This is a genomic window from Variovorax durovernensis, from assembly GCF_977011995.1.
In genome coordinates, this window is the sequence record NZ_CDRNCW010000002.1 from 1067958 (window position 1) to 1088917 (window position 20960).

The window sequence follows — 20960 nt, forward strand, 5'->3', positions numbered from 1 at the left end:
CCCTTTACGGCCCTGGACAGCCCATGGCCGGCACCTCTCGACACCAGCACACAGGAGAAAGACATGAGCGACACCCCCGTCAGCAGTTCAGGAGACGGAACCCGCCCCGCCACCAGCGGCGGCGTCGACAACATGGGAGCGGGCAAGAGCTTCACCGGCAAGAAGACCGCGGCCGGCGAAGACGTGTCCGGCCCCGGTCCGGCGGAGCGCATGCAGGACAAGCGCAAGAACGTGGCCGCCACGAAGCAGGACGACTCTGCGGCGTTCGGCCTGACCGAGGACCTGACGCCGGCGTCCAATCGTGAGCCCGGTGTCGGCGAAGGCTCGCGCGAGGAAGCGATCCGCCGCGCCGCCTACGAGGCCTACCAGCGGCGTGAACGCGAAGGCGGCGGTGCCGGCAGCGAAGAACAGGACTGGCTGCAAGCCGAGCAGGAAGTCGAGCGGAAGGCTAATGCCTCCACCCCGACCCGAGGAACGTGACCATGGCGACGAGCAGCATCCTGGGCGGTGAACGCCCACCCCTCGAACCCAAGGGAACCGACGAGGAAAGCCTGGGGCCCAGCGACTCGAGCGACAGCGGCAGCGATGCCCTGGGCACGGGCGACCACGCGGCCAACGAAGGCGGCGAGGCCGGCTTCGAGGAAGCCACCAACGCGGACATCCTGCCCGACCGGGTGGGCGTCTTTCCCGATGACGCCTTCGAAGCGTCGACCTCCATCGACGACCCCGACGCGGCAAGCGCCGACGAGCTTGCCGCCGAGGGCGAACAGGACGAAGGGGACGACAGCAACGCCGACGAGACCTGATGCCAGGCCACACGACGGGCGTAGACAGGGTGCGGCAGCTATTGCACAGCGTCTTCAGGCACGGGCATCTGCGCCGCGGCCAGGGCCGCTTCCGGCGCTGCGACACAGCCACAGCCATGCGAAGCCGGCGTCGATCCTGAACGGGAAAGTCAGACCTCCTTCAGCGATGACAGCTTCACCGGCCCGTCCTGGCTGGCGAATGTCGGAGCGCCACCTTCGGCGTTCTGTTGTTGCTGGCTCACGCCGGTGATTCGGTGGCGCTCGGTGTCGTACTGCCTGACCGTGCCGTTCTGCTTCACGACGAGCCGCCGCTGCTGCGCAAAGAAGGCGTAGCTCACGCCGTTCTGGCTCCCTGTACTCGAAGGGTTCGACAAGCCGTCGGGCCACCAGCTGCTGTCCGGTGGCTCCAGCGGCTTCATGGGGGCCATGTCCTTCATGGGCTTCATCCGTTGCATTTCGCTCTCCTGCTTCATGTCTGTCGAAAACTTCTCGAGCATCCATTGGGCAGTTCGCAGGCCGGGCCGTGTGTCGGGGCGCATGTGGAACGCCTGTAGGTGGGCCGCTTCGGCGCTTCTTGCGAGGCTTCATGAAGGCGGCCTACACCGCCGCCGCTTGTCGCCTGACGCGCCACCCTCGACCGCGAATCTACCTTGCGGGCTCACATCGTCGATTCCACCAGAACAGCAACACCACGAGGGCCCCACCATGATCGGCATCGTCATCCCGGCGCACAACGAAGAGCAGGTCATTCGCGATTGCCTGGAGGCCACGCGTCTGGCCGCGCGACATCCGGCACTGATGGGCGAGCCGGTGGAAACGATCGTGGTGCTCGACGACTGCACCGACGCGACCGGCGTGCTGGCAGCGAACGCCGGTGCAGCGACCGTGAGCGTGCGGGCCCGCAACGTGGGCATGGCCCGCGCAGTGGGCGCGCAGGTCATGCTGTCGCGCGCTGCGAGATGGCTGGCCTTCACCGACGCGGACAGCCTGGTTTCCGAAGAATGGCTGGCCAGTCAGCTGTCGTTGCAGGCCGACGTGGTCTGCGGCACGGTGTGCGTGCAGGACTGGTCTCCCCACGGATGCCATGCCGATCTGCTGCAGGCGCACTTCCAGCAAACGTATTTCGACCGCGAGGACCACCGGCATGTGCATGGCGCGAACCTGGGTGTGTCTGCCGAGGCTTACCGCAGCGTGGGCGGCTTCAGGCACCTGGCATGCAGCGAAGACACGGAGCTGGTCGATGCGCTGGTCAAGGCGGGTCGGCGCGTCGTGTGGAGTTCACGGCCACGCGTGGTGACCAGCGCGCGCATCGACGCGCGGGCGCCGGGCGGATTCGCCGGCGCACTGCTGAATGCCGTGGCGCAGCGCATCGCGGAGGTCACGACGGCTCCATTGCTGGCGCCTCCTGCCGCGGCCGTCTGAACGGCCCCGTCGCGGACGCATCGGTCGGGCCGGTCTACCGGGTTCGGACCATGCCTGTCACCGCATTTCCCCCACGTGGCCCGACTCGAACAATGGCATGCTCGCTGCCCATGAGCCATCTGGGTGACCGAATTCTTTGCGCTTTGTTGGCTGCCTGCGCGCTGTCAGGCTGCGACGTGTCTCCGGAGCCGGCCGCACCGCCTGCGCTGAGCCCGGAAGCCATCTTCACGCGTGACGCGCCCGCCGAGCAGGTGTTCCGAGGCCGCCTCGCAGGAGCGCCCGCGCATTTTCTGGTCCATGACTGCGAGGTTTTCCAGGTCGAATACCGCGCGGGCAGCGAGGTCCACTGGACGAGCGTCCTCAAGCCCGACCCCTATCCGTTCTGGACCGCCTGCGAACGGCAGTCGCTGTCTTTCGATGGCACCGCATTGACCGCGACGCTCGGCCGCCGGGCCTTCGGTGCCGGTGGATGCTGCGCGACAGGCGGTACCTATCGCACGGTCGACGGCCGTAGCTGGAAGAAGCTCTGAGCCGGGCCGGTCGACCGGCCCGCGGTGACGCTCAACGCAGGAGGAAGCGAGATGTCAGTGGTTGTGGCTTCGGCAACTGATCGCGGGCATTGAGCGGGCGCCTTCACACCATCCAAAAAACATCCATAGACCATCCATATGGATGGTGATAGGATGACGCATGTCACCGACGACCTCGCCCAAACTCTCTCTCGCCAAAGCCCCCGAGTCCGAGAAGATCACCATCAACATGGGCTTCGTGGACCTCGGCCACATCGACCTGCTGGTGGCCGAGGGCTTCTACTCAAACCGCACGGATTTCATCCGCACGGCCATCCGCACCCACCTGGCGTCGCACGCCGACGCGCTGCGCCAGGCGGTGTCGAGAAAGACGCTGGTGCTGGGGTTGCAGAACTTCTCGGCGGCGGATCTCGAGGCCGTGCGCGCCGCGGGCGAGAAGCTGCAGATCCGCGTGCTCGGCCTGGCCGTGATCGCGCCCGACGTGAGCCCCGCACTGGCCCTCGCGACCATCGAGTCGCTGACCGTGCTCGGCGCATTCCACGCCCCACCCGCGGTGAAGGCCGCGCTGGCGGGGCGTGTTCATTGACCTCACCGGTACCTCACGGGCCCACACCATGAATCCACTTTTCTCTGGCCTGATGAGCGAGGCCGCCGAACTCACGCGCACCGGACAACTGGCCAAGGCCACCGAAGCCATCCAGCGCGCGCTGCGCGGGGAAGCGGGCGCGCGACCTGCAGTGCCAGCGGCGGGGACCGACGACGCTGACGTGATCGATGTCGAGGCGCGAGTGATCGAGCGCGAGGGTCCTGCACACACCCCGCCCCCGCGCGAGCAGCAAGGCGACGCGGACGTATGGACGCAAGCCTCGTTCACGCACAAGGGCCGGAGCATCGACTACATGCTCTTCGTGCCGCAGCGCCCCGCCAGTGAAGCCGCCACGCCGCGCCCCGTAGTGCTGATGCTGCACGGCTGCACGCAATCGGCGGCCGACTTCGCAGCCGGCACGCGAATGAACGAGCACGCACGGGACAGCGGCGCGATCGTGGTCTACCCCGATCAGACGCAACGCGCGCACGGTCAGAAATGCTGGAACTGGTTCAAGACACCCCACCAGCAGCGCGGACGCGGCGAGCCGGACCTGCTGGCCGCGCTCACGCAGCACGTCGTCGCGCAGCAGAACGCGGACCGTACGCGCGTGTACGTCGCCGGCCTGTCGGCGGGTGGTGCCATGGCAGACATCCTCGGGCATTGCTACCCGGACATCTATGCGGCCATCGGCGTGCATTCAGGTCTGCCACAAGGTGCGGCGCACGACATGATGAGCGCGCTGAACGCGATGCGCTCGGGGCCTGCGGCCAGCAGGTCCGGCCCCGACATTTCCTCGCCGCCCACCATCGTCTTTCACGGCGATGCCGACAGCACGGTGCACGCGAGCAACGGCCTGGCCATCGTGGCGGGTGCGACAGCCGGCGCAGTCGACGAAGGTCGATCTCCTGCAGGCAGGCGCTACACACGCACGCTTTACCCGGCGTCGCCTGGTCGCGGCGACGCGGAGCATTGGCGCCTGCACGGCGCGGGCCACGCCTGGTCTGGCGGCAGTGCGCAAGGCAGCTACACGCAGCCCGACGGCGTCGATGCAAGCCGGGAGATGCTGCGCTTCTTCCTCGGCCAGCGGCTGGACAGGCAATGAAAAATGCCCTCCGGGCTCACGCCTGGAGGGCACCTCAGTGTTGCCGAAGCAACTCAGCTCTTCATGGCCTTGATGTCGGCCTTGGCCTTGTCGTGATCGGCCTTGGCCTGGTTCACGCAGGCGCTCTTGGCATCGCCGGACTGGTCGTCGCACTTTTCCTTGGCCACTTCGTAGTTCATGGTGGCGGTTTCTTCGGCGACCTTCTTGGCGTGGCTGGCGCTCGGCTTGTAGTCCTGCTCCAGTTGGGCCTTGGCGACGTTTTCAGTGCCCTTGGCCTCCTTCATGCACACATCCTTGGCGTTGTCCTTGAGCGTGTCGCACTTGGCCTTGGCGACCTTGTAGTCGGCCGAGATCTTTTCCTTGGCCACCTTGTACTGGTCCTTGGTCATGCCGTCGGCCGCGTTGGCGGCGGTCATGGCGAAGCAGGAAGAAGCGATGGCAAGAACGAGAAGATGTTTTTTCATGGGAATGTCCCTCACGGAGTTGATTGATCTGCGGAGCGCACTGTGCGATTCCGGTGCAATCAATGTAGAAACCCGGCGCCGCGTCCCGGGTAGGACGACACCCCCAGGCCAGTTAGGTCGCCGCCATTCACGTGCGCAGGCAGGAGACGCAGGGCCTTGGCGCAGTTCACTGCGGATGTGCCTGTCCGCCAGCAGTTGCGCCATGTCGCCCGACATGTTCTGTATCGCGCCCCTGGCCGCCGCGCAGGCAACGAGCGTTGCATTGGGCTTGTCCGCGTTGACCGACGCGGTGCTGTTGATCGCGTTGCCCGGCTGGCTGCATCTTCGCCGACGAATGGGACGGTCGCACGCCCCCTCAGCGGGAAGCAGGTGAAGCCCAGCGTGCCAGATAGGGCGCGGTGCGGCTCTGCGCGCTCTTTGCAACGTCGCCTGGCGTACCGCTGGCGACGATGCGCCCTCCTTCCCCGCCGGCGCCGGGGCCCATGTCGATCACCCAGTCGCAGCCCGCAACCAGGCGCATCTCGTGCTCGATCACGATCACGGTGTTGCCCGCGTCCACGAGGCTGTTGAGCTGGGCGGTCAGCTTGTCGACGTCGGCGGGATGCAAGCCCGTGGTCGGCTCGTCCAGCACATAGAGCGCGTCGCCGCGCTGCGCCCGTTGCAGTTCGGTGGCGAGCTTGATGCGCTGCGCCTCGCCGCCCGACAGTTCCGTAGCGGGTTGCCCCAGCCGCAGGTAGCCCAGGCCGATGGCCCGCAGCAGCTGCAGCGGGCGCTCGATGGCCGCGTCGGCTTCGAAGAAGGCGTGCGCCTCGTCCACGGTCATGGCCAGCACATCGGCGATGGTGCGCTCGCGCAGGCGCACGCTCAATGTCTGCGGGTTGAAGCGCGATCCGTGGCAGGCCGGGCAAGGCGCGTACACGCTGGGCATGAACAGCAGTTCGACGCTGACGAACCCCTCGCCCTCGCAGGTCGGGCATCGGCCCTTGGCCACGTTGAACGAAAACCGCCCGGCGTCGAAACGGCGCGCCTTTGCGGCACGCGTCGCGGCAAACAGCTTTCGCACATGGTCGAAGAGCCCGGTGTAGGTGGCCAGATTGGAACGCGGCGTGCGGCCGATGGGCTTCTGGTCGACGCGCACCAGCCTGCGGATACCCTCCATGCCCTGCACGATGCGCCCACCGGTGTGGCCTGCGACTGCCGGCTCGTCCCCTTGCTCTTCCTCGGCCGGCGGCGGCTCGTGGCCCAGATGCGCGGCCACCAGTTCGACCAGCGCCTGGCTGACCAGGCTGGATTTGCCCGAGCCCGACACGCCGGTGACGGCGCTCAGCACACCGAGCGGAAACGCCGCCGCCACGCCCGACAGGTTGTTGCGCGTGACGCCCTCCAGCTGGAGCCATCCCTTCGGCGTCCGCAGCGCCCGCGCGGGCGTCGCCTGCTCCGAGAACAGGTAACGGGCCGTGTGCGATTGCGCCACATGGCGAAGGCCCTCGGGCGGCCCGCTGTACAGCACGAGGCCGCCCTCTTCTCCCGCGCCCGGCCCCACATCCACCAGCCAGTCGGCGCGCCGCATCAGGTCGAGGTCGTGCTCGACCACGAAGAGCGAATTGCCCGATCGCTTGAGCGTGTCGAGTGCGAGCACCAGCGCCTCTCCGTCCGCGGGATGCAGCCCGGCCGAAGGCTCGTCGAGCACGTACACCACGCCGAAGAGGTTGGAGCGGATCTGCGTGGCCAGCCGAAGGCGCTGCAATTCACCGGGCGAGAGCGTCGGCGTGCTGCGGTCGAGCGACAGATAGCCCAGTCCCAGCTCGAGCAGCGTGGTCACGCGCTCGAGCATCTCGTGGGCGATGCGCTGGGCGGCGATGCGCTTCTCCTGCGACTGGTTGGGCGTGCGCCGCACGTCGGGGGCGCTCGCATGGCTGCCGGCACCCGCCGTGCTCTTGCGAAGCGCAGCACGTCGGGCCGGCCCCGGGGCAGCGGCACCAGCGGCATCGCCGAGTGCCACGGGCCGCAGCACAGCCGCGAAACGGGCCAGCGGCATGCGCGCGATCTCGCCGATGTCGTAACCCGCGAAGCGCACCGACAAGGCCTCCTGCTTGAGCCGCTTGCCATGGCATTGCGGGCAATCGCCACCCACCATGAAGCGCGCGACGCGGTTCTTCATCAATGCGCTGTGGGTGGTCGCGAAGGTGTGCAGTACATACTTTCGCGCCCCCATGAAAGTGCCCTGGTAGCTCGGCTCCATCTTGCTGCGCAGGGCGGCGCGCGTCTCGGCAGGCGTGAAGCCCGCGTACACCGGCACCGTGGGCTGCTCCTCGGTGAAGAGGATCCAGTCGCGTGTCTTTTTCGGCAACTCGCGCCAGGGCTTGTCGACGTCGATGCCCATCGTCACCAGGATGTCGCGCAGGTTCTGCCCATGCCATGCTGGCGGCCAGGCGGCGATCGCGCGTTCGCGGATGCTGAGCGTGTCGTCGGGCACCATCGACTGCTCGGTAACCTCGAAAACGCGGCCCAGCCCGTGGCAGGTCGGGCAGGCGCCTTGCGGCGTGTTCGGGGAAAAATCTTCCGCGTACAGCATGGGCTGCCGCGCGGGGTAGTCCCCCGCCCGCGAATAGAGCATGCGCAGCAGGCTCGACAGCGTCGTGACGCTGCCCACCGACGAGCGGGCGCCCGGCGTGCCGCGCTGCTGCTGCAGGGCCACCGCCGGCGGCAGGCCGTCGATGGCATCGACCGCGGGCACGCCCACCTGGTCGATCAGCCGGCGCGCATAGGGCGCGACCGATTCGAAGTAGCGCCGCTGCGCTTCGGCATAGAGCGTACCGAAGGCGAGCGACGACTTGCCCGAGCCCGAGATGCCGCTGAAGACCACCAGCGCGTCACGCGGGATGTCGACGTCCACGTTGCGCAGATTGTGTTCACGCGCGCCGCGCACGCGAACGAACCGGTCAGCGGCAAATTTGGAATCCGGCATGGGACGCCCCTCAGGACAGGCTGCGCGCCTGGCCCGGATGCCGCTTCGCCGCGGCCTCGCAGTAGCTCAGGAACTCATTGATCTCGGCGGCCTTGTCGAAGACCGCGTCCGCACCGAGCCGCATGCAGGCGGTGCGGTTGCCAGGCGAGGCCGCGTTGGTCAGCGCCACCACCGCGCCCCTGCGCGCGCATTGCGCCAGTGCGGCGAGCACGCCGAGCCCCGATCCCTGCGTGAGGAACAGATCCACCACGAGCAGGTGCCAGCCGCCTTCGTTCGCCTGAAGCCAGGCGACCGCTTCGGCTTCGGAACGGGCGACCCCGATGACCTCCGCGCGCAGGAAGCCTTCGATCACCACCTTGAGGCTGTCCTGAATGACAGGCTCGTCCTCCACCAGGAAAACGGCGAACGTCATGCGCCTGGCCCTCCCGCCCGGCGCGTAACCCGGCTGGCGAAGTGATCGAAGGCCGACAGCACACGCGATCGATGGTCATAGGCGGCGCTGGCGGTGCCGGGCATCGATCCGACGGGATCGTCGGTGGACTGCCGGGCCGATGATGTCATGTCGTACATGGTTCGCTCCGATCAGGACGCAACAAAGCCGCCTGGAAGGCGGCTGTCTTTGCCTGTACGGGACACGGAGAAAAAAGACGTCCCTCAGGCCATGACCGACATCTCGGCCATCAACTCCTCCTTGCGGGCGGCCAGCTGTTCCCGCATCGCAACCAGGTCGAGTTTGCGCGCCGCCCTCGCTTTAGGGAAGAGCTCGTTGCGCTCTTCCTTCACATGGTGGTCGATGTACTCGCCCAGGACCTTGACCTTGGCGTCGAACATGTCGTCCACCTGGCCTGCTTCCTGAATCTGGGCGATCAGGTCTTTCGCACCTGCATGCTCGACCTCCGCTTCATCCAGAAGATCCGTCTCCTTGATGGCCGCGCGAGCCGCGGGATAGAAGATTTCTTCCTCGATCTGCGCATGCACCGTGAGCTCCATGCAGATCTGCATCGCGAGGTCGCGGCGCTTGTCACGCGCGGATGCGGCCCTGGACTTGGTCAGCTCCTCATAGGAAGCAAACATCTTCTTGACGTTCCTGTGGTCTGCATCCAGCAGGGAGCATGCATCGGGTTGAGCGCGCTTGGTGGTCATCGGGGGTCTCCGTGAGTTGATGAGTCGAAAGATCGCGATCCCTTGAAAGAACGCTCGTAGGACCGCTGCTCGATCAGAAGTCGGCACCTCAACGACTGTGTGGAAAGCACGACGCGCTCAGCCGGATCGGAATGGCCTTGGAAGCGGGCACCTTGCTCTTCTCGGCATGGTGCGCCAGCGGCACGAGCGGATTGCACTCGGGGTAGTAGCCGCCCGCGCAGCCCGCCGGGATGTCGTAGGGCGTGACGCGCAGCCCCCGGACGCTTCGCGCATGGCCGTCATCGACGGCCGTATGCACATCCACGCTGTCGCCTTCCGCAAAGCCGAGCCGCCGCATGTCGTCGAGGTTCATCAACAGCACGCGGCGCGTGCCATAGATGCCGCGAAAGCGGTCGTCCAGGCTGTAGATCGTGGTGTTGAACTGGTCGTCGCTGCGCAGCGTCATGAGCCGCAACACGTCGGGGCCGCGCTCGGGCGTGTCGGGGTCGGCGTGCAGGTTGCCGTAGCCCTTGAAGCAGGCCTTGCCGTTCGGCGTCTTCCAGACACGCTCCTTGGCCGGCAGTGGCCGCGGGAAGCCCCCTGGGGCCTTCAGGCGCTCGTTGAAGTCGTGAAAGATCTCCGGGAAAGCCTGCGCGATGTGGTCGCGTACCAGGGCGTAGTCCGCCACCCAGCCGTCCCAAGGCACCTTCGGGTTCGGTGGCAGGCTGGCCTTGGCGATGCCGGCGATGATGGCGGGCTCCGACAGCAGCGTGGCCGCCGCCGGCTCCGCGACGCCCCGGGAAGCGTGCATCACGCCGGTCGAATCCTCCATCGCCACGGTCTGCTCGCCGCTTTCCTGGCGGTCGACCTCGATGCGGCCCCGGCAAGGCAGGAGGTACGACACCTTCCCATGCACCAGGTGGCTGCGGTTGAGCTTGGTGGCCACATGCACGGTCAGCTGCAGGTCGCGCCATGCCGGCTCCAACCTTTCGGAATCGGGCACCGCGCGCACGAAGTTGCCGCCGAGCCCGATGAAGGCACGGACTTTTCCGGTGAACACGCCCTCGCAGGTCTCGACCGTGTTCAGGCCCTTCTCGCGCGGCGGTTCGAAACCGTACATCGTCGCCAGCTTGTCCAGGGGCGCCAGTTCCGGCTTCTCGGTGATGCCGACGGTCCTTTGCCCCTGTACGTTCGAATGCCCCCGCACAGGACAGATGCCGGCGCCCGGCCTGCCGACGTGCCCGCCGAGCAGCAACAGGTTGGAGACCATCTGCACGTTCTCCACGCCCTTGCGGTGCTGCGTGAGGCCCATGCCGTAGATGCCGATCACCGCCTTCGCGCCCGCGAAGGTGGCGGCCGCGGCCTCGAGCGCTTCGCGCGACAGCCCGGACTCCGACACGATGTCTTCCCATGAAGCTTCGCGCAGGAACGCCGCGAAGCCGTCGAAGCCATCGGTGTGTTCGGCAATGAATGCCGCATCCAGCACGCGCGCGCGGCCCGACGCCAGGGCGTCGTCATCGGCCGCGACCAGCGCCTTGCACATGCCGGTGAGCGCGGCGAGATCGCCGCCGTTCTTCAACTGCAGGTATTGGGTGCTGATCTGCGTGTTCGCAGGCGTGAGCATCTCGGTGGGCGACTGCGGGTTCACGAACTCCACGAGCCCGCGCTCGCGCAGCGGATTGAATGTGACGATCGGCACGCCACGCTTGCGCGCATCCTGCAGCTGATGAAGCATGCGCGGACTGCTCACGCCCGTGTTGTGGCCGATGATGAAGATCGCATCGCAAAGCTCGAAGTCGTGCAGCCGGACCGTGCCAACGGGCACGCCAATGGTCTCGGGCAAGGCCACCGAGGTGCTCTCGTGGCACATGTTCGAGCTGTCGGGCAGGTTGTTGTTGCCGTACAGGCGCGCGAGCAACTGATACATGTAGCTGGCCTCCAGCGAGGCCCGGCCCGAGGCATAGAAAACCACCGATGCGGGATCCTGTGCATGCAGCGCGCGCATCTGTGCGCCGATGCCTTCGAAGGCCTCCTGCCAATCGATCTCCAGGTAACGGTCGGACTCGGCGTCCCATTTCATCGGAACCGTCAGGCGCCCCTGCTCTTCCAGTTCATGGTCGCTCCATGCCAGCAGGCTGCTCACCGTGTGCTCGAGGAAGAATGACGCAGGCGCTCGTTTGGCGGTGAGCTCCCACGCGGTAGCCTTTGCGCCGTTCTCGCAAAACTCCGCCGGACGCGGATGCTCAGGCTTGGCCCACGCGCAACTCACGCAGGCGAAGCCGCCGGGCTTGTTCTGCTTCCAGAGTGCCTCCGCGCCGACGATGGGAATTCGTTCGCGCAGCAGATAGCTGCTCACGGCCTTCAGGGAACCCCAGCCCCCGGCTGCGTGGGTATAGGGTGCGAATCGCGTGCTGTCGTTCACTCGGGGTCCCACGATGAAGAATTGCGAGACCGTATACCCGTGCTGGCCAACGCTTGTAGGCCGCCGCCGAGCTCGTCTGTGCGTCGATTGCTGCCTGTAGCCCGAGCCCCGCGAAGACTGATGGAAGCTTTGTCACTGCTCAAGAAGTTGCCTTGTCCCACGCGCGTGTGCCCGCCACCGGACTGAAGATCCTCGACATCCTTTTTCGAGGTCGCTACGATGAAGATCGCAACTTTCAACATCAACGGCATCGGCAGCCGGCTCGAACGCCTTCTGGAATGGCTGGCGCAATCCAGGCCCGATGTCGCCTGCCTGCAGGAGCTCAAGTCGCCGAATGAAAAGATGCCGTTCGACGCGATCCGCAGCGCGGGCTACGGCGTGGTCGCCCACGGGCAGCGAGCCTGGAACGGCGTCGCCATCCTCGCGCGCGGGTGCGAGCCGATCGAGACGGGGCGCGGCCTGCCGGGCATGGACGACGATCCGCAGAGCCGCTATGTCGAGGCGGTGGTCCACGGCGTGGTGGTGGGCTGCCTCTATCTTCCCAACGGCAACCCGCAGCCCGGGCCGAAGTTCGACTACAAGCTGCAGTGGTTCCAGGCATTCAACCGGCATGCGAAGAAGCTCTTTGCGAGTGGCATGCCCGTCGTGCTGGCGGGCGACTACAACGTGGTGCCCACCGACGCCGACATCTACAACCCCGCATCCTGGCGCGAGGATGCGCTGCTGCAGCCCGAGAGCCGGGAGGCCTTCGCGCGGCTGCTGAAGCAGGGATGGACGGATGCCATCCGCGCGTGCCATCCAGACCGCGCGCCCTACACGTTCTGGACCTACTGGCGCAATCGCTATCCGAGGGACGCCGGGCTTCGCATTGACCACCTGCTGTTGAACGCGGAGCTGGCGCCCATGCTGCGCACAGCCGGCGTCGAGCGCGACGTGCGGGGGCGCCCCGGCGCAAGCGACCACGCGCCCGCATGGATCGAGCTCGACCTTCCCGCGGCCTGAAAGCTGGCTGACAGCCGGGTGCGAGCGCAGCGCGTCAGCATGCTGAAGGAAAAGGCTGACGCCGTTCCCGGCTTGCACGTGTTATGAGATCAGTCCCCGTGTTCGACGCACGGACGCACGTCTTGCGCGTCGCGACAACTGTTTACACCCCTCTTCCCCACGAGGACGCACATGCCAATCACCATCAATGGGTCAACGGCCGAGTTGCCTGACGATCCACGGGTCTCGCTGCTGGATTTCCTGCGCGAGCATCAACATCTGTTCGGCGCCAAGAAGGGTTGCGATCAGGGCGCGTGCGGCGCCTGCACCGTGCTCGTCGACGGCGAGCGCGTGCTCTCGTGCCTCGCGCTGGCGGTGCAGTACCAGGGCCGGTCGGTCACGACCATCGAAGGGCTCGCACCGCAGGGAGACATGCATCCTTTGCAGAAGGCCTTCGTCGCGCATGACGGCTTCCAGTGCGGCTACTGCACTCCCGGGCAGATCTGTTCGGCCGTGGGGATGGTGCAGGAACTTCGACAGGGCGTTCCCAGCCACGTGACCGCCGATCTCCGCACACCGGCCATCGCGCCCAGCCACGACGAGCTGCGTGAGCGCATGAGCGGCAACGTGTGCCGCTGCGGTGCCTACAACGGCATCGTCGCGGCGATCGCCGAAGAATTCGAGAGGGCTCCCACATGAACCCCTTCACTTACGGCCGGGCGCAGGACGTGGACGATGCGCTCCAGCTCGGCAGCCGGCCCGGCGCCAAGTACCTCGGCGGCGGCACGAACCTGATCGACCTGATGCGCGAGACCATCGAGCGTCCCATCACGCTGGTCGATGTGACGGACCTCGATCACGAGATCGAAGAGCGCGCCGACGGCAGCCTGCTGATTGGCGCGGCCACCCGCAACACCGCCCTCGCCTCGCACCCGGCGGTGCGAACGCGCTACCCGGTGCTGGCACGGGCCATCACCGCCGGCGCATCCGCGCAGATCCGCAACATGGCGACGGCGGGCGGCAACATGCTGCAGCGCACGCGATGCGCGTACTTCTACGACGAAGACGGCTCGCGCTGCAACAAGCGCAACCCCGGGCAGGGGTGCGACGCGGCGGAAGGCATCAACCGCCATCACGCGATCCTGGGTGCCTCGCCCAGCTGTGTCGCCACCCATCCGTCCGACATGTGCGTGGCGCTCGCGGCGCTGGGCGCCGTGGTGCATCTGCGCAACGCCGATGGTGAACGCACGCTGCCCTTCACCGACCTGCATCGCCTGCCCGACGATCACCCCGAGACCGAAACGCAGCTCAGGCCCGGTGAACTCATCACCGCCGTGGAGCTGCCCGCGCTGCCCTTCGGCGCGCGCTCCACCTACCGCAAGGTGCGCGACCGCGCCAGCTATGCCTTTGCGCTGGTGTCGGTGGCGGCAGCCCTGGAGCTTGACGGCGATACCGTCAAGGATGTGCGCATCGCCCTCGGCGGCGTCGCGCACAAGCCCTGGCGCGCGTGGAAGGCGGAAGACGCGCTGCGTGGGCAGCCGGCGACCGCGGAGGCATTCCGGGCCGCCGCGCAGGCGGAACTCGCCCAGGCGCAGCCCCTGCGCCACAACGGATTCAAGATCGAGCTCGCCAGGCGAACGATCGCGGCAGTGCTTGCCGAACTCAAGGAGATGAAAGCATGAGCATCATCCAGGAGACCGTCCAGGCGGTCATGAAGAAAGCCATCGAGGTCGCGCCCGACGCGTGGATGCCCGGCGGCAAGCCGGACCCGCTGATCGCGCGCCCGCAAGGCCTGATCGGTGCGCCCGTCTCGCGCCTCGACGGCCCCCTCAAGGTGCAGGGACAGGCGCGGTTCGCGGCCGAGTTCCCGATGGAGGCAATGGTCTACGCCGCCCTGGTGTACAGCACGGTCGCGCGAGGGCGCATTGCCACGCTCGACACGGGCGCCGCCCAGGCGGCGCCCGGCGTGGTGCTGGTCATGAGCCACGAAAACGCACCGCGCATGAAGCCCATGCCGCTGTTCATGTCCAAGGACAAGGCAGCCGGTGGCGACGACCTGCCCATCCTGCAGGACGATCAGGTCCACTGGAACGGCCAGCCCATCGCCGTCGTGCTCGCCCGGACGCAGGAGCAAGCCGACCACGCAGCGTCGCTGGTGCACGTGGTCTATGACCGCGAGCCGGCCACCACGGCGTTCGCGGCTGCGAAGGCCAAGGGGACGAAGCCCGGCACGTTCCAGGGCGAGCCGCTGAAGATGGAGATCGGCGATGCCGAGGCGGCGCTGGCTGCCGCACCGCATCGGATCGACGTCACGTACGCCACGCCGCGCCACAACCACAACGCCATCGAGCTGCATGCAGCAACCGTCGCCTGGAAGGGCGATGAGCTGTTCATCCATGACGCCTCGCAGGCTGTGGCGCACATGGCGTGGTCCATGGCTGAAATCTTCGGGATCGACGAAGAGCAGGTGCACGTGACCTCGCAGTTCGTGGGCGGCGGTTTCGGCGGCAAGACCCTCTGGCGCCACCAGGTGCTGGCGGCGGCGGCCTCGAAGCTCGCCGGGCGTCCGGTGCGCATCATGCTGTCGCGCGAGGGGGTCTATCGCGTGGTGGGCGGGCGAACGAACACCGAGCAGCGCGTGGCCATCGGCGCGCAGGCCGACGGGCGCTTCGACGCGCTGATCCACACCGGTGTCGTGACCATGACCGAGCACAACAACATGCCGGAGCCGTTCGTGCTGCCGGCGCGCTCCGCCTACGCGGCGGGCAGCTTCAAGCTCGACGTCGAGGTTGCGACGCTCGACATGCTGGCCAACACCTTCATGCGCGCCCCCGGCGAGGCGGTGGGCACGTTCGCATTGGAAAGCGCCATCGACGAGCTGGCCGATGCAATGAAGATGGACCCGATCGAGCTGCGCATTCGCAACGAGCCCGAGAAAGATCCGACCACGGGCGCGCCCTTCTCGTCCCGGCACATCGTCGAGGCGTACCGCGCGGGTGCGCAGCGCTTCGGCTGGAGCCAGCGAAATGCGACGCCGGGAACACGCCGCGAAGGCGAGTGGCTGATCGGCATGGGCTGCGCCACCGCCACGTACCCGTACTACCGCATGCCGGGCGGCGCGGCACGCATCACGCTCTCCCGCGATGGCCACGCGAAGGTGGAGATCGCCGCGCACGAAATGGGCATGGGCACCGCCACGGCGCAAACGCAGGTCACCGCCGAGCGGCTCGGGCTGTCCATGGACCAGGTCCGGTTCTGCCACGGCGATTCGAGCTTCCCCGGGCTTGTGCTTGCGGGCGGTTCTCAGCAGACCGCGTCGATAGGCAGCGCCGTCATGGCGGCGCAGCACGAACTGTTCGCCGCGCTGCTGAAGCTCTGCGGCAAGGACTCGCCGCTGCACGGCCTGGGACCGGACGAACTCGTCGGGCGCGACGGTGGTCTCGCAAAGGCCGAAGACCCCGCTCGGTTCGAAAGCTATGCGGCCATCCTGGCACGCGCCGGTCGCGACGCGCTGGTGGTCGAAGCCGACGCGCCCAAGCCCTTGGAGGTACAGCACTGGTCGATGCATTCGCACGGTGCCATGTTCTGCGAAGTGCGGGTGAACGAGGTCACCGGCGAGACGCGCGTGTCCCGTTTCCTGGGTTCCTTCGACTGCGGCCGCATCGTCAACGCCAAGACCGCGGCCAGCCAGTTCCGCGGCGGCATCGTCATGGGCCTGGGACTCGCGCTGATGGAAGAAACCCAGTTCGACGAGCGCACCGGCCGCATCATGAATCCCAGCCTCTCCGACTACCACGTGCCGGTGCACATGGACGTGCCGCAGATCGACGTGATGTGGACGGACATCCCTGACCCGCACTCGCCCATGGGCGCGCGTGGCGTGGGCGAGATCGGCATTACCGGCGTCGGTGCCGCCGTGGCCAATGCGGTGTTCAACGCATGCGGAAAGCGTGTTCGCACCCTGCCCATCACGCTGGACAAGTTGATGAGCTGAAGGCGCCATCCCGCCCCGCCGAGAAGACCCTCTCATGACCGCAGCGACCTGGGACCTGCTGGTCGGCGCCTTGCTGATCCTGATGGCGCTGTCCGGCACCTTGCTCAAGACGCTGCCCATCAGCGCGGCGGCGCTCTACATGGGCCTGGGCTTTGCGGTGGGCCCCGGCGGCTTCAACCTGCTGAAGCTGGGCATCAGGGCGGATGCGGCGCTGATCGAAACCATCGCTGAAGTCGCGGTGCTGGTTTCTCTCTTTGCAGTCGGCCTTCGCCTGCGCATCCGCCTGCAGTTGTCGAGCTGGGTCCAGCCGGTCCTGCTCGCCAGCGTGGGCATGGTCGTCACGATCATGCTGATGACGCTCGCGGGTCTGGCATTGAAGCTGTCGCTCGGGGCAGCGGTGCTGCTCGCAGCCATTCTGGCCCCCACGGACCCGGTGCTGGCGTCCGACGTACAGGTCAGGCATGAGAACGACCGGGACGATCTGCGCTTCGGGCTCACCGCCGAAGGCGGCCTGAACGATGGCGCGGCCTTTCCGTTCGTGATGCTCGCACTGGGGCTGAGCGGCGCGCACGGCCTGGGAACGGCGGGGCTGCGCTGGCTCGGCCTGGATGTCCTGTGGGCCATCGGCGGCGGTCTGGCGCTGGGGTGGACCTGCGGTGCCGCGTTCACACGGCTCGTGCTGTTCCTTCAGACTGCAAAGAAGCAGGCGCTTGGCATGGAGAGCTTTCTCGCGCTGGGCCTGATCGCTCTGACCTACGGCATCGCCCTGCACGCCGGGGTCTACGGATTTCTCGCGGTCTTCGTAGCCGGCCTGAGCATGCGCAATGTCGAGCGCCAGGTGGAAAGCAAGGCCGCGCTGGCCAGCCGGTCGAAGGCGCTTCCCAAGGCGAAGGTGGAAGCCGTCGCGCAGGCCAAGACGGCGGACGACATGACGCGCGACGTGCTCGAGTTTGCCAAGGAACTGGAGAAGTTCGTGGAGCTGGCGGCCATGCTCGTGATCGGATGCTTGCTGCGCGTCGAGATGCTGACCGTGAGGAACCTGCTGATTGCTGGTGTTCTGATCGCGGTGGCCCGCCCGGTCGCCGTCTACATCTCGACGTCGAGAAGCAGCTGGACCGCGTCACAGCGACGGCTGGGCGCATGGTTCGGCATCCGCGGGGTGGGCTCCATCTACTACCTCGCCTACGCGTCGACGCACGGCGCACGCCCGTCGGAGATCGGCGCCGTCGGCGAAGCAGTGCTGGTCACCGTGGCGGTCTCCGTGATCGTGCACGGCATATCGGCCACGCCGCTGATGAACCTCTATCAGGCGGCGACGCAACGCAGGAGCTGAAAGCACCGCCATCCAGGGCTCATCCCGCACACCGCTCGGGCCGCGAAGCCTGTGCGATCCAGCCCGCCAGCTTGTCAGGCGGCATAGGCCTGGCGATGAGAAAGCCCTGCAGCTCGTCGCAACGCGCGGCGCGCAGGCTGTCCGCTTCCTCGGGCCGCTCCACGCCCTCGGCCACCACGCGCAGTCCCAGCGCATGACCCAGGCCGATGATCGCCCGCGCGATGGCCATGTCGGTGGGGTCGCCGAGCATCCTGTGAATGAAGGAGCGGTCGATCTTCAGCTTGTCGATGGGGAAGCGGTTCAGGTAGTTCAGGCTCGAATAGCCGGTACCGAAATCGTCGATCGACAGCATCACGCCGAGCGACTTCAGCGCGCGCAGCTGCACCAGCGACTGCTCGGCCGCGTCCATCAGCGTCGACTCGGTGATCTCGATCTCCAGATCGCCGGGCGACACGCCGTGCTGCGCGATGGCGCCGCGCAGCACTTCGAGCAAGCCGCCGTCGCGCAGCTGCAGCGCCGACATGTTGATCGCCACCCGGATCGCGCCCAGACCGTCGCGGCGCCAGGCGGCGTGCTGCGCGCAGGCCTGCTCGATGACCCACGCGCCGATGGCCACGATCTGCCCCGATTCCTCGGCGATCGGGATGAACTGTGCAGGCGGCACCTGCCCCAGCTCCGCGCTCTGCCAGCGCAGCAGCGCCTCCACGCAGATCAGCGCGCCGGTGTGCGCGTCGATGCGCGGCTGGAAGTGCAGGCTCAGCTCGTCGCGTTCGATCGCGTGGCGCAGGCTGGATTCCAGCTGCAGCCGCTGCTGGGCGCGCTCGTTCATCTCGGGCGTGAAGAAGCGCGCGGTGTCGCGCCCGCTCGCCTTGCTCTGGTACATGGCCACGTCCGCATGGCGCATGAGCGCGTCGATGTCCTGCGCGTCGTCGGGGTACACCGCGATGCCCACGCTGCACGACACATGGATCTCGGCGCCGTCGATGTCGTGCGGCTGGCGAATCAGCGAGATGAGCCGGCGCTCGACCAGCGACAGGATCTCCTGGCCGTCGGCCACGTTGTTGAGCACCACGACGAACTCGTCGCCGCCCAGGCGGCTCACTGTGTCGCCGGGCCGCACGGCCTGGCTCATGCGCGCGGCCACCGAGCGCAGCAGCGCGTCGCCCACGTGGTGGCCCAGCGAGTCGTTGATGTTCTTGAAGCGGTCCAGGTCGATGAACAGCACCCCCACGCGCTGCCCCTTGCGCTGCGCCTGCTGCAGCGCAAGCCCCAGCCGCTCGATGCACAGCGACCGGTTGGGCAGCTCGGTCAGCACGTCGTGATGGGCCAGGAAGCGGATGCGCGCCTCGCTGCGCTTGCGGTCACTCACGTCGATGGACGTGAAGATGTAGTGCGAAATGCGATCCGGCCCGTCACGCACCACGCTGGCGACCAGCCAGGCGGGGTAGCTGTCGCCGTTGCGCCGGCGCACGGTGACCTCCCCCTGCCAGGTGCCGCGCTGGTCGAGCACCGGCCACAGGTCGGCGAAGTGCAGGGTGTCGTCGCTCATGAGCCGCTCGGGCGGCTCGCCCACGAGGTCGCTCAGATCGTGGCCCGTGAGGCGGCACAGCGCGCGGTTCGCCGTGAGGATGCGGTGCTGCCCGTTGATGATCAGGATGCCTTCGGAAGAGGCCTCGAACACCTTGGCCCAGAGCATCAGCCGCTGCTCCATCAGCTTGAGGTGGTTGATGGGCGTGAAGGCGGTGAGCAGCGCGTCCTGCCCCTGGTACACCAGCCGCCGCGCCGACAGCACCGCCCACGAGGGCTCGCTGCCCCCGAGCCAGCGCACCTCGAATTCGTCGACGGCGCCGCGGTCGGCCAGCTGCTGGAAGAAGCGCGAGCGCACGCCGGGCGCCACGCCCAGCGCCCACGGGTCGCGCGTGCCGCCGCCGAGCCAGACCTGCGCGCTGGGGTTGGCGTTGAGCACCTCGTGGTTCGGAATGGCCGTGACCATCAGCGGAATCGGAATGGCCGCGACCAAGTCGCGCTGCGCCTCGGCCGCACGGGCGCTGGCCGCAAGCTCCTGCTGCGCCTGCCGCTGGCGGTCGAGCTGCGCGAGCATGTCGTTGAAGCCGAGCACCAGCAGGCCGATCTCGTCGCCGCTGTCCCAGTGCGCGCGCAGGCTGTGGTCGCCGGTGCGACGCACGGTGTCGACCACGCCGGACAGCCGGCGCAGCGGCAGCGAGATCTGGCGCGCCACGTAGAACACCGCCGTGAGGATCATCAGCAGCAGGAACAGCGCCGTGCCCAGGTGCATCCACATGCGCGCGAAGAAGCCGTGTTCGCGCGAGGTGAGCATGGCGTCGAGCTCGCCGATGGCGCCCGACCACGCGCCGTCGAGCTCGGCAAACAGCGTCTGCTGGGCCGCGTCGAACGCCGCGAGACCGCGGCTGCTTGCGCTGCTGTCGCCGTTGTCGCCGCCGTCGCTCGACTCCAGCACGCTGCGCGATGCACGCCTGAAGCCCTCGACGCTCGCCAGCAGGCGTGCACGCGACGGGTCGAGCCGCGCTTCCAATGGTCCCTTGGCGGCGGCAAAGGCCTCCGCATAGTCGCTCCTGATGCTGGCCGCGATGGCGTCGATGCGCCCCTCGAGAATGAAGTACTGCGTGCGCGCCTCGGTCGCGGCGAGCCCGGTGGCACCGGGAGCGTGCAGGCGCGCAGCCATGTCGGAGCCGAGTTCGAGCAATTCCGGAAAGCGCAGCAGCACCAGCGACATCGTGTAGTAGCTGTCGAGGTCGGGGTCGAGGATCAGGTTCGACTGGTTGCCGATGCGCGTCACCAGCGCGCGCCCCTGCTCGAGCGCCGCGCGCCTGGCCGTCTCGCGCGCGGCGGGGCCGGCCTGGGCGGCCGACGCCAGCGCCTCGCGGAACCGCTGGCTCACCTCGGCGCTCTGCAAGCCATCCCCGTACTGCTGCTCGAGCTGCTCCAGCGCCTGCGGCGGCGCCGGGTCGGCGCCGTGCCAGCCGGCGGTGGCCAGCAGCGCCGGGCGCATGCGGTCGATGTAGGCCGCGCCCGCCATCTCCTTGCGGCCGAAATCGATCGCGATGAACTTCTCGTTGATGAGGATGCCGCTGATGAAGATGACCGCGCTCAGGTCGAGCAGGTAGATGACCAGCAGCTTGCGGCCAACGCTGAGCCGGCTGAGGCGACGCGTAATGAAATGCACCATATCCCTCCAGGGTCTGGTG

General features: G+C 67.6%; 19 protein-coding genes. 11 read left to right on the forward strand and 8 right to left on the reverse strand.

Going from position 1 to position 20960, the window contains the following annotated elements:
• Positions 1-63 precede the first annotated feature (63 nt).
• On the forward strand, positions 64-480 hold the full coding sequence (locus tag ACWV14_RS36830; protein ID WP_454908763.1) for a DUF2934 domain-containing protein: 417 nt from the start codon (positions 64-66) through the stop codon (positions 478-480).
• 2 nt (positions 481-482) lie between these two features.
• Positions 483-806 carry a hypothetical protein gene (locus tag ACWV14_RS36835; RefSeq protein WP_454908764.1) on the forward strand — a complete coding sequence of 108 codons (324 nt, stop codon included), beginning with the start codon at positions 483-485 and terminating at the stop codon, positions 804-806.
• A gap of 149 nt (positions 807-955) precedes the next feature.
• On the opposite strand, the gene ACWV14_RS36840 is transcribed toward ACWV14_RS36835, so the two are convergent.
• The gene (locus tag ACWV14_RS36840) at positions 956-1345 is read right to left on the reverse strand and encodes a hypothetical protein (RefSeq protein ID WP_454908765.1); all 390 of its coding nucleotides are present in this window, start codon (positions 1343-1345) and stop codon (positions 956-958) included.
• A gap of 166 nt (positions 1346-1511) precedes the next feature.
• Here ACWV14_RS36840 and ACWV14_RS36845 point away from each other — a divergent pair, with 166 nt between their 5' ends.
• The 4 genes from ACWV14_RS36845 to ACWV14_RS36860 all read left to right on the forward strand — a co-directional run bounded on the left by ACWV14_RS36845 (position 1512) and on the right by ACWV14_RS36860 (position 4449).
• Positions 1512-2228, forward strand: coding sequence for a glycosyltransferase (locus ACWV14_RS36845; protein WP_454908766.1), 717 nt, complete (start codon positions 1512-1514; stop codon positions 2226-2228).
• A 176-nt stretch (positions 2229-2404) separates the two neighbouring features.
• On the forward strand, positions 2405-2758 hold the full coding sequence (locus ACWV14_RS36850) for a hypothetical protein (protein WP_454912880.1): 354 nt from the start codon (positions 2405-2407) through the stop codon (positions 2756-2758).
• A gap of 160 nt (positions 2759-2918) precedes the next feature.
• Positions 2919-3344 (forward strand): CopG family transcriptional regulator, encoded by a 426-nt coding sequence (locus tag ACWV14_RS36855; protein ID WP_454908768.1) that lies wholly within the window; start codon positions 2919-2921, stop codon positions 3342-3344.
• Positions 3345-3372: 28 nt separating this feature from the next.
• Positions 3373-4449 (forward strand): extracellular catalytic domain type 1 short-chain-length polyhydroxyalkanoate depolymerase, encoded by a 1077-nt coding sequence (locus ACWV14_RS36860; RefSeq protein ID WP_454908769.1) that lies wholly within the window; start codon positions 3373-3375, stop codon positions 4447-4449.
• Between the two features lie 53 nt (positions 4450-4502).
• On the opposite strand, the gene ACWV14_RS36865 is transcribed toward ACWV14_RS36860, so the two are convergent.
• The 6 genes from ACWV14_RS36865 to ACWV14_RS36890 form a co-directional block, all read right to left on the reverse strand.
• Positions 4503-4913, reverse strand: a complete 411-nt coding sequence (locus ACWV14_RS36865) for a hypothetical protein (protein ID WP_454908770.1) — start codon at positions 4911-4913, stop codon at positions 4503-4505.
• A 355-nt stretch (positions 4914-5268) separates the two neighbouring features.
• Positions 5269-7881, reverse strand: a complete 2613-nt coding sequence (locus ACWV14_RS36870; protein ID WP_454908771.1) for an excinuclease ABC subunit A — start codon at positions 7879-7881, stop codon at positions 5269-5271.
• Between the two features lie 10 nt (positions 7882-7891).
• Positions 7892-8293, reverse strand: a complete 402-nt coding sequence (locus ACWV14_RS36875) for a response regulator (protein WP_454908772.1) — start codon at positions 8291-8293, stop codon at positions 7892-7894.
• A complete protein-coding gene (locus ACWV14_RS36880; RefSeq protein ID WP_454908773.1) occupies positions 8290-8451 on the reverse strand; it encodes a hypothetical protein in 162 nt (53 codons plus the stop codon). Before ACWV14_RS36880 ends, ACWV14_RS36875 begins: the two co-directional genes overlap by 4 nt.
• Before the next feature lie 84 nt (positions 8452-8535).
• Complete coding sequence (locus ACWV14_RS36885; protein ID WP_454908774.1) at positions 8536-9024, reverse strand: hemerythrin domain-containing protein; 489 nt, start codon at positions 9022-9024, stop codon at positions 8536-8538.
• Between the two features lie 88 nt (positions 9025-9112).
• A complete protein-coding gene (locus ACWV14_RS36890; RefSeq protein WP_454908775.1) occupies positions 9113-11425 on the reverse strand; it encodes an FdhF/YdeP family oxidoreductase in 2313 nt (770 codons plus the stop codon).
• Between the two features lie 219 nt (positions 11426-11644).
• Between ACWV14_RS36890 and ACWV14_RS36895 the strand changes: the two genes are divergently transcribed.
• The 5 genes from ACWV14_RS36895 to ACWV14_RS36915 all read left to right on the forward strand — a co-directional run bounded on the left by ACWV14_RS36895 (position 11645) and on the right by ACWV14_RS36915 (position 17733).
• Complete coding sequence (locus ACWV14_RS36895) at positions 11645-12427, forward strand: exodeoxyribonuclease III (protein ID WP_454908776.1); 783 nt, start codon at positions 11645-11647, stop codon at positions 12425-12427.
• 171 nt (positions 12428-12598) lie between these two features.
• Positions 12599-13105, forward strand: coding sequence for a 2Fe-2S iron-sulfur cluster-binding protein (locus ACWV14_RS36900; RefSeq protein WP_454908777.1), 507 nt, complete (start codon positions 12599-12601; stop codon positions 13103-13105).
• Positions 13102-14088 (forward strand): FAD binding domain-containing protein, encoded by a 987-nt coding sequence (locus ACWV14_RS36905; RefSeq protein ID WP_454908778.1) that lies wholly within the window; start codon positions 13102-13104, stop codon positions 14086-14088. The genes ACWV14_RS36900 and ACWV14_RS36905 overlap by 4 nt, the downstream gene beginning before the upstream one ends.
• A complete protein-coding gene (locus ACWV14_RS36910; RefSeq protein WP_454908779.1) occupies positions 14085-16400 on the forward strand; it encodes a xanthine dehydrogenase family protein molybdopterin-binding subunit in 2316 nt (771 codons plus the stop codon). Before ACWV14_RS36905 ends, ACWV14_RS36910 begins: the two co-directional genes overlap by 4 nt.
• A 34-nt stretch (positions 16401-16434) precedes the next feature.
• Entirely contained in the window at positions 16435-17733 is a 1299-nt protein-coding gene (locus ACWV14_RS36915; protein WP_454908780.1) for a cation:proton antiporter, read from the forward strand.
• Positions 17734-17752: 19 nt separating this feature from the next.
• On the opposite strand, the gene ACWV14_RS36920 is transcribed toward ACWV14_RS36915, so the two are convergent.
• Positions 17753-20941 (reverse strand): EAL domain-containing protein, encoded by a 3189-nt coding sequence (locus tag ACWV14_RS36920; RefSeq protein WP_454908781.1) that lies wholly within the window; start codon positions 20939-20941, stop codon positions 17753-17755.
• Between the last annotated feature and the right edge of the window lie 19 nt (positions 20942-20960).

Bases quoted from the DNA above. Each gene is read 5' to 3' on its own strand.
- ACWV14_RS36900 (WP_454908777.1), top strand. From the start codon at position 12,599: ATGCCAATCACCATCAATGGGTCAACGGCCGAGTTGCCTGACGATCCA.
- ACWV14_RS36870 (WP_454908771.1), bottom strand. From the start codon at position 7,881: ATGCCGGATTCCAAATTTGCCGCTGACCGGTTCGTTCGCGTGCGCGGC.
- ACWV14_RS36915 (WP_454908780.1), top strand. From the start codon at position 16,435: ATGACCGCAGCGACCTGGGACCTGCTGGTCGGCGCCTTGCTGATCCTG.
- ACWV14_RS36880 (WP_454908773.1), bottom strand. From the start codon at position 8,451: ATGTACGACATGACATCATCGGCCCGGCAGTCCACCGACGATCCCGTC.
- ACWV14_RS36905 (WP_454908778.1), top strand. From the start codon at position 13,102: ATGAACCCCTTCACTTACGGCCGGGCGCAGGACGTGGACGATGCGCTC.
- ACWV14_RS36845 (WP_454908766.1), top strand. From the start codon at position 1,512: ATGATCGGCATCGTCATCCCGGCGCACAACGAAGAGCAGGTCATTCGC.
- ACWV14_RS36830 (WP_454908763.1), top strand. From the start codon at position 64: ATGAGCGACACCCCCGTCAGCAGTTCAGGAGACGGAACCCGCCCCGCC.
- ACWV14_RS36895 (WP_454908776.1), top strand. From the start codon at position 11,645: ATGAAGATCGCAACTTTCAACATCAACGGCATCGGCAGCCGGCTCGAA.
- ACWV14_RS36840 (WP_454908765.1), bottom strand. From the start codon at position 1,345: ATGCGCCCCGACACACGGCCCGGCCTGCGAACTGCCCAATGGATGCTC.
- ACWV14_RS36875 (WP_454908772.1), bottom strand. From the start codon at position 8,293: ATGACGTTCGCCGTTTTCCTGGTGGAGGACGAGCCTGTCATTCAGGAC.
- ACWV14_RS36855 (WP_454908768.1), top strand. From the start codon at position 2,919: ATGTCACCGACGACCTCGCCCAAACTCTCTCTCGCCAAAGCCCCCGAG.
- ACWV14_RS36865 (WP_454908770.1), bottom strand. From the start codon at position 4,913: ATGAAAAAACATCTTCTCGTTCTTGCCATCGCTTCTTCCTGCTTCGCC.
- ACWV14_RS36920 (WP_454908781.1), bottom strand. From the start codon at position 20,941: ATGGTGCATTTCATTACGCGTCGCCTCAGCCGGCTCAGCGTTGGCCGC.
- ACWV14_RS36885 (WP_454908774.1), bottom strand. From the start codon at position 9,024: ATGACCACCAAGCGCGCTCAACCCGATGCATGCTCCCTGCTGGATGCA.
- ACWV14_RS36835 (WP_454908764.1), top strand. From the start codon at position 483: ATGGCGACGAGCAGCATCCTGGGCGGTGAACGCCCACCCCTCGAACCC.
- ACWV14_RS36910 (WP_454908779.1), top strand. From the start codon at position 14,085: ATGAGCATCATCCAGGAGACCGTCCAGGCGGTCATGAAGAAAGCCATC.
- ACWV14_RS36860 (WP_454908769.1), top strand. From the start codon at position 3,373: ATGAATCCACTTTTCTCTGGCCTGATGAGCGAGGCCGCCGAACTCACG.